This window comes from Pseudomonas sp. LBUM1661, from assembly GCF_059695925.1.
This window is the reverse complement of record NZ_CP166794.1, coordinates 4,420,823-4,436,582: the sequence shown is the minus strand read 5'-3', so window position 1 is coordinate 4,436,582 and position 15,760 is coordinate 4,420,823. Positions and strand designations below refer to the sequence as shown.

General features: G+C 62.6%; 18 protein-coding genes. All 18 read left to right on the top strand.

Annotated elements, in window-relative coordinates; genetic code table 11:
- The first annotated feature begins 146 nt into the window (after window positions 1-146).
- The 18 genes from ACA057_RS20385 to ACA057_RS20300 all read left to right on the top strand — a co-directional run bounded on the left by ACA057_RS20385 (window position 147) and on the right by ACA057_RS20300 (window position 15,757).
- On the top strand, window positions 147-2,099 hold the full coding sequence (locus ACA057_RS20385) for a YncE family protein (RefSeq protein WP_497341781.1): 1,953 nt from the start codon (window positions 147-149) through the stop codon (window positions 2,097-2,099).
- A gap of 13 nt (window positions 2,100-2,112) precedes the next feature.
- Complete coding sequence (locus ACA057_RS20380; protein WP_497341779.1) at window positions 2,113-2,769, top strand: SCO family protein; 657 nt, start codon at window positions 2,113-2,115, stop codon at window positions 2,767-2,769.
- Window positions 2,766-3,386, top strand: coding sequence for an SCO family protein (locus tag ACA057_RS20375; protein WP_497341777.1), 621 nt, complete (start codon window positions 2,766-2,768; stop codon window positions 3,384-3,386). Before ACA057_RS20380 ends, ACA057_RS20375 begins: the two co-directional genes overlap by 4 nt.
- A gap of 8 nt (window positions 3,387-3,394) precedes the next feature.
- A complete protein-coding gene (locus ACA057_RS20370; protein WP_497341775.1) occupies window positions 3,395-4,945 on the top strand; it encodes a cytochrome c/ABC transporter substrate-binding protein in 1,551 nt (516 codons plus the stop codon).
- A gap of 13 nt (window positions 4,946-4,958) precedes the next feature.
- Window positions 4,959-5,912: a peptidylprolyl isomerase gene (locus ACA057_RS20365; protein WP_497341773.1), complete on the top strand. Its 954-nt coding sequence runs from the start codon at window positions 4,959-4,961 to the stop codon at window positions 5,910-5,912.
- 220 nt (window positions 5,913-6,132) lie between these two features.
- Window positions 6,133-6,666 carry a response regulator gene (locus ACA057_RS20360; protein WP_497341771.1) on the top strand — a complete coding sequence of 178 codons (534 nt, stop codon included), beginning with the start codon at window positions 6,133-6,135 and terminating at the stop codon, window positions 6,664-6,666.
- A gap of 83 nt (window positions 6,667-6,749) precedes the next feature.
- Window positions 6,750-8,456, top strand: a complete 1,707-nt coding sequence (locus ACA057_RS20355) for a GspE/PulE family protein (protein ID WP_497341769.1) — start codon at window positions 6,750-6,752, stop codon at window positions 8,454-8,456.
- Window positions 8,437-9,240, top strand: a complete 804-nt coding sequence (locus ACA057_RS20350; protein ID WP_497341767.1) for a hypothetical protein — start codon at window positions 8,437-8,439, stop codon at window positions 9,238-9,240. The genes ACA057_RS20355 and ACA057_RS20350 overlap by 20 nt, the downstream gene beginning before the upstream one ends.
- 1 nt (window position 9,241) lies before the next feature.
- Entirely contained in the window at window positions 9,242-9,787 is a 546-nt protein-coding gene (locus tag ACA057_RS20345) for a PilN domain-containing protein (protein WP_497341765.1), read from the top strand.
- The gene (locus ACA057_RS20340) at window positions 9,774-10,322 is read left to right on the top strand and encodes a GspMb/PilO family protein (RefSeq protein WP_497341763.1); all 549 of its coding nucleotides are present in this window, start codon (window positions 9,774-9,776) and stop codon (window positions 10,320-10,322) included. Before ACA057_RS20345 ends, ACA057_RS20340 begins: the two co-directional genes overlap by 14 nt.
- Complete coding sequence (locus tag ACA057_RS20335; RefSeq protein WP_497341761.1) at window positions 10,322-10,840, top strand: hypothetical protein; 519 nt, start codon at window positions 10,322-10,324, stop codon at window positions 10,838-10,840. The genes ACA057_RS20340 and ACA057_RS20335 overlap by 1 nt, the downstream gene beginning before the upstream one ends.
- A complete protein-coding gene (locus tag ACA057_RS20330; protein WP_497341759.1) occupies window positions 10,837-12,678 on the top strand; it encodes a secretin GspD/PilQ domain-containing protein in 1,842 nt (613 codons plus the stop codon). The genes ACA057_RS20335 and ACA057_RS20330 overlap by 4 nt, the downstream gene beginning before the upstream one ends.
- Before the next feature lie 2 nt (window positions 12,679-12,680).
- Entirely contained in the window at window positions 12,681-13,154 is a 474-nt protein-coding gene (locus ACA057_RS20325; protein WP_497341757.1) for a type II secretion system protein, read from the top strand.
- A gap of 4 nt (window positions 13,155-13,158) precedes the next feature.
- A complete protein-coding gene (locus tag ACA057_RS20320; protein ID WP_401363489.1) occupies window positions 13,159-13,533 on the top strand; it encodes a type II secretion system protein in 375 nt (124 codons plus the stop codon).
- The gene (locus ACA057_RS20315; protein WP_497341755.1) at window positions 13,508-14,047 is read left to right on the top strand and encodes a type II secretion system protein; all 540 of its coding nucleotides are present in this window, start codon (window positions 13,508-13,510) and stop codon (window positions 14,045-14,047) included. The genes ACA057_RS20320 and ACA057_RS20315 overlap by 26 nt, the downstream gene beginning before the upstream one ends.
- Window positions 14,048-14,051: 4 nt before the next feature.
- The gene (csgE, locus tag ACA057_RS20310; protein ID WP_497341753.1) at window positions 14,052-14,444 is read left to right on the top strand and encodes a curli production assembly/transport protein CsgE; all 393 of its coding nucleotides are present in this window, start codon (window positions 14,052-14,054) and stop codon (window positions 14,442-14,444) included.
- Entirely contained in the window at window positions 14,441-14,860 is a 420-nt protein-coding gene (locus tag ACA057_RS20305; protein WP_497341751.1) for a curli assembly protein CsgF, read from the top strand. The genes csgE and ACA057_RS20305 overlap by 4 nt, the downstream gene beginning before the upstream one ends.
- A gap of 30 nt (window positions 14,861-14,890) precedes the next feature.
- Window positions 14,891-15,757: a CsgG/HfaB family protein gene (locus tag ACA057_RS20300; protein WP_497341749.1), complete on the top strand. Its 867-nt coding sequence runs from the start codon at window positions 14,891-14,893 to the stop codon at window positions 15,755-15,757.
- The last annotated feature ends 3 nt before the right edge of the window (window positions 15,758-15,760 follow it).

Genomic DNA, 15,760 nt, shown 5'->3' with positions numbered 1-15,760 from the left:
ATGGGGCGACACCGCCCCTGTAGGAGCGAGGCTTGCCCGCGAAGGGTTCACCTCGGTGTCGGAGGTGTGGCAGATGACGCCTTCGCGGGCAAGCCTCGCTCCTACAAGGGGAAAGGCAGACAAGGATCTGTAAGGGGAGATGCGACATGAACAGGACCATCAAAATCGCCGGGTGTGCGCTGGTTGTCGGGTTGGCGCTGATCTGGCTGGGGGTATGGCGCACGACCCCGCCGGACATGCTCAGCGAGATCGCGCTGCCAGACACCTGGACCGGCCAGAAACTGGAGCGCGACGGGGTGTCGGTGGCGCTTGAGGTCAAGCCGCTGGCCGAGGACGGCGTGCTGCGCGAGGGGGGCTTCGCCGACGTGCGTTTTCGGGTCACTGACAGCGCTTCTGGCCAGCCACTGTCCGGTGTCGCACCCGGTGCCTGGCTCGACCCGGAAGCCGTCGCCGCCGACCAGGCCCAGGGGCGCGAACGCAGCTGCAAATCCCGGGTCGGGGTGTTTCTCAAATCGAGCATCGGCGCGCGGCCGCTGCTCGACCTCAACAGCTACTTCCTGCTGGTGATGAACCGCGATGCCAGCGTCACGGTGGTCGATCCTTCGGTGTCGGTGGGCGGCATCACCAGCACCATGGCGCGGATCGACATCAAGCAACCGCCGATGGATTGGGTCACACCGAGGGACAACAAACGCGTGTTCGTCTCGATGCCCACGGCCGGGGAAGTGGCGGTGATCGACAGCGAACAGTTCAAGGTGATCGACTCGGTGGCCGCCGGCAGCAACCCGGTGCGCGTGGCCTTGCAACCGGATGAGCGTCTGCTGTGGGTCGGCAACAATGCGAAAACCGCCGCCGAATCCGGGGTCACGGTCATCGACACTCGCAGCCTGCAAACCCTCAAACACCTGGCCACCGGTGCCGGGCACCACGAAATCGCCTTCAGCAAAGACAGCCGTTACGCCTTCGTCAGCAACCGCGACGATGGCACCCTGAGCATCATCGACATCGCCAGCCTGACCCTCAGCAAACAACTCAAGACCGGCTCGCATCCGTTGTCGGTGGCGTACTCGCCGCTGTCCCAGGCGGTGTATGTCGCCGATGGCAAGGACGGCACGGTGACCGTGGTCGATACCGCCAGCCTCGCCGTGCGCCGGGTGATCAAGATGAAACAAGGCCTGGGCCCGATGGGTTTCAGCGCCGATGGTCGTTTCGGCATCGTCCTTAACACCCTGGAGAACCAGGCCTCGGTGATCGACGCTGCCACCGATTCACTGATCCATCAACTGGACGTCTCCGCCGAACCCTACCAAGTGGTGTTCACCAAGGCCTACGCCTACGTGCGCGGCCTGGCTTCGGCCAAGGTCACCATGATCAACCTGTCGTCGCTCGGTGAGGGCCGCACGCCGATCAGCCAGGGCTTCGAAGCCGGGCCACAGGCACCACGGCTGGCCGGCGATTTGCCGCTGGCATCGAGCCTGGCGGTGTCGCGTGATGACAACGCGGTGTTCGTGGTCAACCCGGTGGACAACACCACCTACTTCTACGCCGAAGGCATGAACGCGCCGATGTCCGGTTACCCCAATCGCGGGCAAGTGGCGCGCGCGGCGATGGTCATCGACCGCAGCCTGCGCGAAGTCGAGCCGGGGCTGTACAGCGCGCGGATCAAACTGCCGGCCGCCGGGCGTTTCGACGTGGCCTTCCTGCTCAATCAACCGAACATCATTCATTGCTTCACCACGCTGGTGGAACCGGACACCACGCGCGTGCAGCACGCCGGGGCGCCGAAAGTGGAGTTCCTGCTCGACACCTCCACCGCCACCCTTGGCAGCCCTTATGTCGTGCGCTTTCGCATCGTCCAGGGCAAACAGAAGACGCAGCGCAGCGGGGTCAAGGACGTTCAGGTGCGCTACTTCCGCGCCCCGACGTCGCGGACCCAGGAAGTCGTCGCGCTGGATGTCGGCAACGGCATCTATGAAGCCCCGGTGACCCTCGACCAGAGCGGCGCCTGGTACCTGCATGTGCGTGCGGCGTCCCTGGGGGCGAGCTTCGACGACAAGACTTTTGCCAGCGTTCGGGTCCTGCCCGGCGATGCCCACTGAAGAGGAATTCGACATGAACCGATTTGCACATCGTGGACTGCTGACGTTCTGCCTGCTGGCTGTCGGTATCGGGCACGCCTTGGCTCACTCGGCGGATGAGCATGCCGGGCATGACATGCCCGCCAAGGCCGCCCGTTCGGAAAGCGCCCAGGTCAAATTCGCCGACGTGACGCTGGAGGACCAGAACGGCAAAGCGGTGCGCCTGGAAAAAGATCTGGTGACCAACAAGATTGTGGTGATGAGTTTCATCTACACCAGTTGCACCACGGTCTGCCCGGTGGTGTCGTCGATCATGGGCAAGGTGCAGAAACAACTCGGGGCACGGGTGGGCAGTGAGGTGCAACTGGTGTCGATCAGCATCGACCCGCAGCGCGATGACGCCAAGCGCCTGAACGACTACGCCCGCAGTTTCCAGAAGGGGCCGGGCTGGAGCTGGCTCACCGGCAGTTCACAGTCGATCAACGAAACCCTCAAGGGCCTCGGCACCTTCAGCGGCGACTTCAAGAGTCATCAGCCACTGATCCTGGTGGGTGATGGCAACAGCCGCCACTGGACGCGCTATTACGGCTTCACCGACCCGGCAGTGCTGACCCGTGAAGTCGAGAAACTCAGTGGCCAGCGCAACGCCCACGCCAAACACACCGCCATCGCCATGGAGCAACAGCCATGAAAGCGCTCTTTTTGATCCTCCTGACCATGTGCTTTTGTATTGTCAGCTTTATGGCGTTTTCCCACGAAGAGCACGCAGTCTCGGCGCCTGCCGTAGCCGCCGCACAACCGGCCACAGGCACGCGTGATGCGAAAACCTGGTTCACCGACACGCCGTTGCAGGACCAGGACGGCAACACCCTGCGTTTCTATAGCGACGCGCTGCAAAACCGTGTGGTGCTGCTGAACGTGATTTTCACCAGTTGCAACGATGCCTGCCCGCTGATCACCCGCAAACTCAAGGAGGTTCGCGAGGTGTTGGGTGACAAGGCCGACGGTATTACCTTCATCTCCCTTACCAGTGATCCGCTGCGGGACACCCCGGCGGTGCTCAAGGCTTACACCTTGAAGCAGGGCGTCAATGGGCCCCACTGGCTTTTTCTTACGGGCGACAAGGCGCAGATGGACCTCGTATTGGGGCGCATCGGCCAGATCGTGCCCACCCCGGAACAGCATTCCACGCAACTGATCGTGGGGGACGTGGCCAATAAACGCTGGAGCAAAATCCGTCCCGATGCCCCGGCCGCCGCCATTGCCCAGCGCTTGCAGTTGCTGACAATGCCCGTGGTCGGTCGTTGAGTCGTACCATGAAAACCGCACTCGCCCTCGTCCTGCTCCTGCTCGGTGGCCTCAGCCTCGCCGCCCAGGCGTTGCCGCTGAGTCCCAGCGAAAGCGCCGGCAAACGGCTGTACCGCGAGGGGCTGTCCGGAAGCGGTGAGCCGATCATGGCCCGGGTCGGCGCGGCCGATATGCTGCTGCCGGCGAGCAGCTTGCCCTGCGCCAATTGCCACGGTGCCGATGGTCTGGGGCGACCCGAAGGCGGGGTGCGACCGCCGGATCTGAGTTGGTCGCGGCTCACCCGTCACTACGGCCAACAGCAAATCAACGGCCGCAGTTACCCGGCCTATACCGAGGGCACGTTGGCGCGGGCCATCCAGGAAGGACGTGACCCCGGCAACAATCGGCTCGACCCGGCGATGCCGCGGTTCGTGCTGTCGATGAATGATCAGCGCAACCTCACGGCCTACCTCAAGCGCCTGGCCGATGAGCGCGACCCGGGCCTGACCCCCGACAGCCTGCACCTGGGCACCTTGTTGCCGGCGCGGGGACCGTTGGCCGAGGAGGGCGCCACGGTGGCGGCGGTGCTCAACGGCAGCGTGGTGCGGATCAACCAGGCGGGCGGGATTCATGGCCGGCAGTTGCGCCTGACCATTCTCGACCCCGGCCCCGACCGCGCCAGTGCCGAGCAGGCCCTGGACCGGTTGATCGAGCAGGAACAGGTGTTCGCCCTGATCGCGCCGCTGGTACCGGCACTGGACTCGGACCTGGCCGCACGCCTGGAACGGGCCGGGATACCGCTGATCGGGCCGCTGTCGCTGCTGGGCTCGGCGCAATCCAGTCGGCAGATTTTCGAACCGCTGCCGGGCTTGCGTGAGCAACTGATTGCCCTGGCCGATTACGCCACCGACAGTTTGCGCGTGCTCCAGGGACCGACGCTGATCACCTACCCGGACGAGCCGAGCCAGCGGCTGGCGGCGCAGAATCTCGGCCAGTACTTGCAGGACCGCGCCTGGCAGAAGGTCACCCTCAAAGCCTACGCCTCGGCGCAGGACGAACTGCCATTGGGCTCGCGGTCGGTGTTTTACCTGGGCAGCGGCGGTGGTTTCAGTCAATTCGCCGAACGTTTGCAGAGGGCGGGGCAAGTGCCTTACCTGTTCGCGGCGTCGAACCAGGTGGCAGGCGATCTGTTCCAGGTACCCAGTAGTTTTTCCCAGCGGGTGTTTCTGGCGTATCCGTTCGTGCCCAGCGACTGGACGCTGGCCGGACGCCTGGCCCTGACCCAGTTGCGCAAACACCAGGGACTTGGCGGCGAACACGCGGTGCTGCAAGTCGGCGCGTTCAGTTCGATGCTGCTGCTCAGCGAAGGCATGAAACAGGCCGGCCGCGATGCCAGCCGCGAGAAACTCATCAGTGCCCTGGAAGGCCTGCATGACTTCGACACCGGGCTGACCCCGCTGATCAGCTTCGGGCCGGGCCGTCGCCTGGGGTTGAGTGGCGCGCATATCGTCACCGTGGACTTGCCCGACCAGCGTTTCTATCTGGTCGCACCTTACAAACCGATTGCCGCCGCACCTTGATAGGAGGTCGATGATGAAGCTCAACACACTGCTGATCCTGCTGACGATGTGGGCGCCAATGGCCTTCTGCAGCAATGGCCCGGCCGCCGCGCGGGTCAACGGCGAGGAAATCTCTGCCTTTCGCCTGGAGCGTTACTTCGCCGAATACCTGGAGGATCAGGGCCGGGCGGTGGCCAGCATTCGTAATCCCAAGGCGTACAAGCAGTTGCGACAGGCGGCGCTGACAGCCTTGATCGACAAGGAATTGCTGTGGCAGGAAGCCGTCAAGCGCGGGCTGGTGATCAGTGACGCCACGGTGCAAAGTCAGGTCGATCAGACCCGACAGGCCATGGGTGGCGCCGAGGTGTTCGCCCGGCGTCTGCAGGATGCCGGGTTCGACGAGGCCGGTTTTACCGAATATACCCGGCGCGAACTGGCGGCCCAGCAGGTATTCGCCGAGCTGACCAAGGTCACCGGCCCGGACGAAAAACAGGTCCGCGCGTTCTATGCCGAACACCGCGCCGAGATGAGCCGGCCCGAGGAAGTCCAGGCCCGGCACATCCTGGTCAAAGTGCCTCAGGGCGCCGATTCCGCCACAGTTGAGGCGGCGCGACTACGCTTAGAGGAGATGCGTGTGAAAATCAGCCAGGGTCAAGACTTTGCCAGCGTGGCCCGGGCCGGTTCCGAAGACGCATCCGCCGCAGAAGGCGGTGACCTGGGCTCCTTTCCTCGCGGGCGCATGTACCCGGAGTTTGAGGCGGCCGCTTTTGCACTGGCCCCAGGCACCGTCAGTGAACCGGTGCGCACGGCCGTTGGCTGGCATTTGATCTTTGTACAGAACCACTGGGAGGCCGCCAATGTCTCAGAAGAGCAGGGGCTTGAAATGGTCAGGGCTTATCTTGCCCGACAGCAACAGCTCAAGGCTCGTCTACAGGCCTTGGCGCAGCTGCGATCAAGCAATCGCATCGAACGGATTGACGATGAGTGAGGGTTCCCCCCCAATAGTGGGGAAAAGCTTCAGAGCCTCTCCGCACGCTTCCCCGCCTTTGGGGGACGGGGATTCTGGGCGAAATGGTTTTTTCATGGAAATCAACGACGTGCAACGGTAATAAAACCGGCGCCCGGCCTGGCATGAAGTGTGCGTTAGCCTCATTAAGGCGCGTACTCCCAGGGCTGAAACATCGGACCTGTGGTTCAAGGAGTCGACCTTGTTAAACAAAGTACTGGTTGTCGAAGACGAACAACTCCTTGCCGAAAACCTCAAGGATTACCTTCAGGCGCAAGCGTTGGAAGTCCGGATTGCACATGATGGGGCGACGGGTATCGGTGAAGCCGAACGGTTTGCCCCCGATGTGATGGTGTTCGATTACCGCTTGCCCGACATGGAAGGCTTTGAGGTGCTCGATGCTGTCCGCCAGAACAGGAAGTGTCATTTTGTACTGATCACAGGGCACCCGACCGCTGAAGTCTGTGAGCGGGCCCGGCAACTGGGCGTCAGTCATATCCTGTTCAAACCCTTTCCAATGGCGGAATTGGCCCGAGCAGTCTGCGACCTTCTGGACATGCAGCGCGAACCCAAGGCAGGCATGAGCACATCCGCAGGTTTTGTCGAACGACGCCAGAGCAGGACCGAGAGTTTCCCGCTGCAGTTGTACGACGGCAGTTGGGTGCTGGCAGATCGTCGACGAAGTTCATCGACCTCCAAGGCACCAGACGACGAACAATTGCTCACCGGGGAGTAGTGGCGCGACGAGACGTTCCGGCACCGCCGTAATTGCTCGCCGCGTCGACAGGGCTCAAAGCCCCCGGCGTTGGAGAGCATGCCATGGACCGTCTATTCCTTGCCGTCGAACCGGCGCAGTTGGATTGTGTACCGTCTCGATTCACCAGTGAGCAACTGGCCCAGGCACGCTCCCGGGCCGCCAGTACCGGCGAACGGGTACTGGAAGCCCTCGGGGTGTTGTGCGAACTGGCTCCCATGCCGTTCATCCAGTGCCTCGGCGCTACCCTGCATTATCCGGTGCTCGACACCGACAGCCTGTTTCAAGCCACCCCGGTGTTCGACCGCGTCACCCTGGCCCAATGCATCAAGCGCGAATTCATCCTGCTGCGGCACGACGAGGCGGTCATCGGCGTGTTTGCCGACCCGTTCGACACGGCCCGTCTGGCCTGGATCGATGACTGCCTGCACGGCGCGCCGCTGTACCTGGTACATGCCGACGACCTGAAGGCTTATCTGGCGCGCCACGAAGAGAGCTTCCACGCGGTGGAATCGCTCAACGCCCAGGCTGACATCAACGTCGAACTCGATACCCTGCAAAGCCTGTCCCTGACCAGCATCAGCGAAGACGCCAGCGTCGTCGTCAAACTGGTCAACTCGACCCTTTACGACGCGCTGAAAATGCACGCCAGCGACATCCACCTGGGCACCACTGGCAGCGGCCTGGTGATCAAGTACCGGATCGATGGCGTCCTCAACAACATCAGCAAAATCCAGGGCAGCGAATTCGCCGAACAGGTGATTTCCCGGGTCAAAGTCATGGCCGAACTGGACATCGGCGAAAAACGCGTACCGCAGGACGGTCGCTTCAAGATCGGCATCAGCGGCCGGCAGATCGACTTCCGGGTGTCGATCATGCCGAGCATTTTCGGTGAAGACGCGGTGCTGCGGGTACTCGACAAACAGGACCTGGCGGACAAGGTCTGCGGCGTGCAGTTGCAAGCCCTGGGCTTTGAAGACGAAACCCTGCGCCACTTGCGCCGGCTGGCGGCCGAACCCTACGGCATGGTGCTGGTCACGGGCCCTACCGGTAGCGGCAAAACCACCACGCTGTACGCGATGATCACCGAGATCAACCACGGCGTGGAAAAGATCATCACCATTGAAGACCCGGTGGAATACCAACTGCCGGGCGTGCTGCAAATCCCGGTCAACGAGAAAAAAGGCCTGACCTTTGCGCGCGGCCTGCGCTCGATCCTGCGCCATGACCCGGACAAGATCATGGTCGGTGAAATCCGTGACCCCGACACCGCGCAGATCGCCGTGCAATCGGCGCTCACCGGCCACCTGGTGTTCACCACCATCCACGCCAACAACGTGTTCGACGTGATCGGCCGGTTCACCCAGATGGAAATCGACCCGTACAGCCTGGTCTCCGCGCTCAATGCAGTGCTGGCCCAGCGCTTGATCCGGCTGGTGTGCGCCAGTTGCAGCGCGCCGAGCTACCCGACCGATGAGGAGTTGCGCCTGTCGGGGCTCGATCCGCAGAAAGTCGACCACTACCACTTTGTCCACGGCAAGGGCTGCGGCCATTGCCGAGGCACCGGTTATCGCGGGCGTACCGCGATTGCCGAGTTACTGCACCTGGACGACGAGTTGCGGCAAATGATCGTCGAGCGCCAACCCATTTCGAAAATCAAGGCCCTGGCGTGCAGCCGTGGCTTGCGCCTGTTGCGCGAGTCGGCGCTGGAGCTGGTGCAGGAAGGCCGGACCACACTCGAGGAGATTAATCGTGTCACTTTTATCTCGTGAGCGTTATGTCGCCGTGCTCGGCTCCAGCGGTGTCGGCCTGGGGCAACGGCGGGGCAGCGAAACCCTGTGGCTGGGCAGCGTCGGGTTTATCGACGAAGGCTTTCATGCCTGGGCCGTGGCCCTGGAAACCCTTGACCGTTTGCTGGGTGAACACACCCGTCCCGGTGCCGAATTGAGTGTGGTGATTTCCGGGCACTTCAGCCGGTTTTGCCTGGTGCCCTGGAGTGAACACATCAGCAGCCCCGATGAGTTGCTAGGGTTTGCCCGGCTGTGCTTCGAAGACCTTTTCGGTGTGCCGAGCCAACCCTGGAGCATGGTCCTGTCAGCGGAACCCGCCGGTTACGACCGGGTCGCCACAGCGCTGCCGCAAGACTTGCTGACGCATCTGCGCACGCTGGCCACCGGGCGTGGCCTGCGCCTGCGGTCGGTGCAGCCGTACCTGATGGCGGCGTTCAACCACTTCGATAAAAGCTTTGAGGCCGGCGATTTCCTGTTCGTGGTCGCCGAGCCCGTGCGCAGCGTGATGTTGCTGGCCCGCGAAGGGCGCTGGACGTCGGTGCGTTCGGTCGGCAGCAGCGACAGCGACGCCGCGCTGACCGCACTGATTGGCCGCGAAAGCCAATTGCAGGCGTCCACCAGCGAACGGCCGTTGACGGTTTACCTGCACGCCCCGGCGCGCATTGACTCGCATCCCGAGGTGCCCGGCGTGCAGTTACGCACCCTCGAAGAAGACCGGAGTGCCGTACGCGATTGCCTGTACGTCATGTCCCGGGCGGTGGCCTGACATGCGCGCCCTGATGCTCGACTTTCAGCCGCGCCGCCGCTCGGGCCCCTTGGGCTGGAGCCTGCTGGCCGGTGGCGTGGTGCTGACGCTGACCTGCGTCTTCATTCAACAACACCTCAGTGAACACACCGAGCAGCAGCAAGGCCATTTGCAAACGGCCCAGCGCGTACTGACCGGCGACACCGGCAGCAAGCTCAGCCTGAGCCCGGCGCAAATCCGCGAACAGGCACAGAACCTGGCCGAGATGCGCAAGGTGTCCCAGCAACTGCGCCGGCCGTGGGAACGCTTGTTCGCCATGCTCGAAGCCATGCCGCGCGATGACATTGCCTTGCTGACCCTGACCCCGGATGCGCGCAAAGGTCAGGTGCGGATCAGCGCCGAAGCGCGAAACCTGGAAGCGATGCTCGACTTCCACCGGCGCCTGGAAGCCAGCGACGAGCTGTCCGATGTGTCGCTGCTGAGCCACGAAATCGTCGCCAACGTGCCGGAACACCCGGTGCAATTCAACCTGTCGGCTAGCTGGGAGATCGGTGATGCAAATCCCTAGATTGATCGTCCACGAGTACCTGCAAGGCCTGGGCATTCCCGGCCTGGCCGGGCTGGCAATGCTGGTGCTGGCGCTGATGTATGGCCTGGTTGGCCTGATGCCGGACTGGCAATCGCTGCAAACGCTCAGCCAGCAGACTCGCGAAGCCGGCGAGTACCTGGCCAAGGTCGAAGACGGCACGGTCGCCGCCCCGGTGGTGCCTCAGCGTCAGCTCGAAGACTTCCGCAGCAAGTTGCCCTCCCAGCCGCAGGCCACCGTGGCCATCGACAAGATCTATGCGCTGGCGGCCCAGGAACACATCACCCTGGCGCGCGGCGAATATTCCTTGGGCATCGACCCGAAGACGCACCTGGCCCGCTATCAAATTCTGCTGCCGGTGCGCGGCAGCTATCCGCAACTGCGGCGCTTCCTGCACGCCTTGCTCGGCCAGTTGCCGGCGGTGGTGGTGGAGGACGTGGAGTTTCAACGTAAAAAAATCGCCGACACCGACCTCTCCGGGCGGATCCGCATGACCCTTTACCTGTCGAGGTCATGATGAATACCAAGCGCGTGGTGGGTTGGGTGGCGTTCTTCGGCGTGGCCGCGGCGCTGACCTGGGGGCCTGATTACTTCCAGCCGGCAGACGACGGCGAGGTGGCCGTCGCCACGGTCGCCGCACCCGAAAAAAGCAAAACCCGCGGCGCACTGCCGGCCGCTGCTGCCACCGGCAAACCGGCGGTGATCAAGGACCTGAGCCCGGCGGGCGACCTGTTTGCCGCCCGCAGCTGGAAAGCTGCACCGGTGCTCGCCAGCGTCAACGAACAACCCGTCAACCTGACCCCGGTGGTGCAAGTCCCCACTGCACCGCCGATGCCTTTCCAGTTCATCGGCAAGCTGAATGACCGCACCGACCTGCAAGTGTTTTTGCAGAACGGCGAAAAAATATACGTCGTGCGCAAAGGGGATGTGATCGACGACACCTGGCGGATCGAAGGGATTTCCGATGTGGAACTCAGCTTTGTCTACCTGCCTCTGCATTTGGCCCAGACCTTGTCTGTGGGGAGCGCGCAATGAACAGATCCCGTTTGCTGATGAGCCTTGTCTGCCTCTGTGCAGGGCTGGCCGCGTGCAGTTCGGCGCAGGTGGCCAGGGAAGAGGGGACCGACTTGATGGAGTCGGGCCAGTACGAAGCTGGCCTGGCACGCATCGAGGAAGGGTTGAAGGAAAACCCTCGTGATACCGAGCTGCACCTGGCCCTGACCAGCGGCCGGGCGCGTGCGGTCACCGCGTTGTTGACCCAGGGTGACATGGACCGCGCCCAGCGTGATTTCGCCTCTGCACGCATGGCTTACGGCCGGGTGTTGACCATCGAACCGAACAACCGCCGCGCCCAGGACGCGATGCGCCAACTCGAGCACATGCGCAGCCTCGATGACAAACTCGAACTGGCCCGGGGTGACCTGCGGCGCGGCGATATCTACGGCGCCGACCGCCAGGTGAAACAGATCCTCGAACTGGACCCGAAGAATGACGGCGCCCTGGAACTGCAAGGCAATATTCGCCTGGTGCAGAGCCGCAACGTGGTCCCGTATCCGCAACTGCGCACCCGCCTGGACCGGCCGGTGACCCTGGAGTTTCGCGACGCCAACCTGAAGACCATTTTCGAAGTGCTGTCCCAGGTCGCCGGCCTGAACTTCATCTTCGACAAGGACCTGCGTCCGGACATGAAAGCCACCATCTTTGTGCGCGACGTGCGCATCGAAGACGCCGTGGAACTGCTGCTGCAACAGAACCAGCTGCACCAGAAAGTGGTGAACGAAAACACCTTGCTGATCTACCCGGACTCGCCGCAGAAGCTCAAGGACTATCAAGAGCTGGTGATGCGCACCTTCTACCTGACCAGCATCGATGCCAACACCGCGCTGAACATGATCAAAACCATGCTCAAGACCCGCGACGTGTTCGTCGATGAACGCCTCAACACCCTGACCATGCGCGACACCGAAGACGCCGTGCGCATGGCCGAAAAACTCCTGCAATCCCAAGACCAGTCCAACCCTGAAGTGGTGCTGGAAGTGGAGGTGATGGAAGTCGCCACCCAGCGGATTCTCGACCTTGGCCTGCAATGGCCGAACACTTTTGGCGTGGTCAACAGCGACGGCTCGGCCGTGACCCTGCTCGATCAACTCAAAGGCATCGATTCCAGCCGGATCAGTATCTCGCCATCGCCGCAAGCCAAGATCAATGCGCAGGACAACGACATCAACACCCTGGCCAGCCCGGTGATTCGCGTCAGCAACCGTGAACAGGCGCGCATCCACATCGGTCAGCGTGTGCCGATCATCAGCGCCACCTCAGTGCCTTCGACCCAAGGCCCGGTGATCACCGAAAGCGTGACTTACCTGGACGTCGGTCTGAAGCTCGAAGTGCAACCGACCGTGCACCTGAACAACGAAGTGGCGATCAAAATCGCCCTGGAAGTGAGTAACGCCACGCCGCTGGAGCCGACCCGCCAGGGCACCATTCCGGTTCAGGTCGACACCCGTAACGCGCAAACCACCTTGCGCCTGCATGACGGCGAAACCCAGATCCTTGCCGGCCTGATGCGCAACGACCATGGCGCCACCGGCAACAAGATCCCGGGGCTGGGCGACATTCCGGGCCTGGGCCGCTTGTTCGGCAGCAACAAGGACACCGTCGGCAAGTCGGAGCTGGTGCTGTCGATCACCCCGCGGATCGTGCGCAACCTGCCGTACCAGAGCCCGTCGGACATGGAGTTCCCCACCGGCACCGAAACCAGCATGCATATCCAGGCGCCGGACCGTCGGACGGAAGAATCGACTCAGGCCGGGCAGATCAATCGGCCGGTCGCTTCCGCCATCACTACCAATGTTGTCGTCGGGAAGCCTTGATCATGAACGCCTCGGAGCGCGGTTTTACCCTGATCGAAGTCGTCGTCACGCTGGCCCTGATCGGCCTGTTGGCCGGCATGGCCGCGCCGCTGACCGAGACCGTGGTACGCCGGGGTAAAGAGCAGGACCTGCGGGCTGCGCTGTACCAGATTCGCGATGCCATCGACGCCTACAAACGCGCCTTCGACGCCGGTTACATCGAGAAGTCGCTGAACAGCAGCGGCTACCCGCCGAACCTGCAAGTGCTGGTAGAGGGCGTGCGCGATGTGCGCAGCGCCAAGGGGGCGAAGTTCTATTTTCTGCGGCGCTTGCCCCATGACCCGCTGGCACCGGTCAAGCGTGACGACGAGGGTGGTTGGGGCCTGCGCTCTTATGACAGCTCGGCTCAAAACCCGCGGGAGGGCGAAGACGTCTTTGACGTTTATTCCAAGGCCCGGGGCAAGGGGCTCAACGGCATCGCGTACAAGGAGTGGTGAGCATATGCGTCGGGAAAAGGGTTTTACCCTACTGGAACTGATGGTGGTCATGGCAATCATCGCCACCCTGATGACCATCGCCTTGCCACGCTATTTCAACAGCCTCGAGGCCTCGAAAGAGACCACGCTGCGCCAAAGCCTGTCGGCGATGCGCGAAGCACTGGACCACTACTACGGCGACACCGGGCGTTATCCCGATTCGCTTGAGCAACTGGTCGAGCAGCGTTACCTGCGCAACCCGCCGATGGACCCGATCGCTGAACGCAAAGACCTCTGGGTCCTGGTGGCGCCGCCGGACGGCGTAGCGGGCGGGGTTGCCGATATCAAAAGCGGTGCCACAGGGAGGGCGCGTGATGGCAGCCTTTATTCCGAGTGGTAAGGCCTCCAATGAGGCGGGCTTCACTTACCTGGGCGTGCTGTTCCTGATCATGGTGATGGGCATGGGCCTGGCCAGTGCCGGCGAGTTGTGGTCGACCGCCTCGCGCCGTGATCGCGAACGCCAGTTGCTCTGGGTCGGTACCCAATACGCCCAGGCCTTGCGCAGCTATTACCGCAGTTCGCCGGGCCTGGCCCAGTACCCGAAAGAGCTGGCGGACCTGCTGCAGGACGAGCGTTTCCCGTCGCCCAAGCACCACTTGCGCCAGTTGTACCCGGACCCGATCGGCGGGGGCGAATGGACGCTGATGCGCGGCTTTGACGGGCGCATCACCGGCCTCAACAGTCCCTCCACGGACAAGCCGCTCAAACAGTCGGATTTCCCCAGTCAGTGGTCGGACTTCACGGGCATGGCGAGCTACAAGGACTGGCAGTTCGTGGCCGAGAAAGCCTTCCTCGATGGCGCGCCGGGACCGGCAAAAAATCAATCTGCGACGCCTCAGGCGTTGGGACGGTGATGCCATGAACAGACACTGGTTACCGGCCCTGGTCCTGATGCTGATGACGTCTTTCGTCTCGGCTGCCGAAGAGGACGAAATGCTCGGTTTCATCGTCGATGACACGATCTCGCACATCGGCCACGACTTTTACTACTCGTTCAGTGAACGCCTGCGTGCCACCAGCCCGATGGATTTCAACCTGGTGGTACGCGAACGACCTTCGGCTCGCTGGGGCAGCCTGGTGACCGTGGAATATCAGCAGCGGCTGGTTTATCGGCGCTTCCTGCCGCCGAACACCGTGGAACTCAAGGACGAGGCTTATGACGCCGCTGACTGGGTTCGCGGGCAGATTGTCCAGCGCAAACTGGAAACCTTATTGCAGGACACCACGGACCTTGAGAGGGACGAATTATGAAAACGAAAGCGCTCTCGCGGCACCTCGGGCTCTGGTTGCTCGGGTTGGGCAGTTGCGGCCTGGTCCAGGCAACGGAGCTGGTCTATACGCCTGTCAACCCTTCGTTCGGCGGCAACCCGTTGAACGGCACCTGGCTGCTCAATAACGCCCAGGCACAAAACGACTACGACGATCCGGACTTGAAGAACCGCACTTCCGTGGCCGGTACTTCGGCCCTGGAGCGCTTCACCAGTCAGCTGCAATCAAGGCTGCTGGGGCAGTTGATGGACAACATCTCCACCGGCAACACAGGCAGCCTGTCCACCGACGCGTTTATCGTCAACGTCGTCGACGACTCCGGTGCGCTGACCATTGAAGTCACGGACCGAGCGACCGGTGAAATTTCGGAAATCCAGGTGAATGGCCTGGCCCCTTGACGGGGATTTGGGTCATGGGGAGTTAAGGACATGAAAAAAATAATTGTGCTAGGGCTGATGTTGGCGGCATTACAAGGGTGCAGTCTGCGCGAACCGATGTCGGCCGAGCAGGACACCGCAACCCCGACCCTGACCCCGAGGGCCTCGACGTATTACGACTTGATCAACATGCCGCGACCCAAGGGCCGGTTGATGGCCGTGGTGTACGGCTTCCGTGATCAGACCGGGCAATACAAACCGACGCCGGCCAGTTCGTTTTCCACCAGCGTGACCCAGGGCGCGGCGAGTATGTTGATGGACGCCTTGCAAGCCAGTGGCTGGTTCGTGGTGCTGGAGCGCGAAGGGCTGCAGAACCTGCTGACCGAGCGCAAGATCATCCGCGCTTCGCAGAAAAAGCCCAATACGCCGGTGAATATCCAGGGTGAACTGCCGCCGTTGCAGGCGGCGAACATGATGCTTGAGGGCGGGATCATTGCCTACGACACCAACGTGCGCAGCGGTGGGGAAGGAGCGCGTTATCTGGGCATCGACATTTCCCGGGAGTATCGCGTGGACCAGGTCACGGTGAACCTGCGGGCGGTGGATGTGCGCAGCGGTCAGGTGTTGGCCAACGTGATGACCAGCAAGACCATCTACTCCGTGGCCCGCAGTGCCGGGGTGTTCAAGTTCATTGAGTTCAAGAAGTTGCTGGAAGCTGAGGTCGGCTATACCACCAACGAACCGGCGCAACTGTGTGTGCTGTCGGCGATCGAAGCGGCGGTGGGGCATATGCTGGCACAGGGGATTGAGCGGCATTTGTGGCAGGTCGCCGGGGATAATTCTTCGCCGCCGCAGAATGAGACGCTGGATCGGTATTTGACGCAGAACAAGGTTGTGCCTGAGGGTGAGGATGAGTGAACC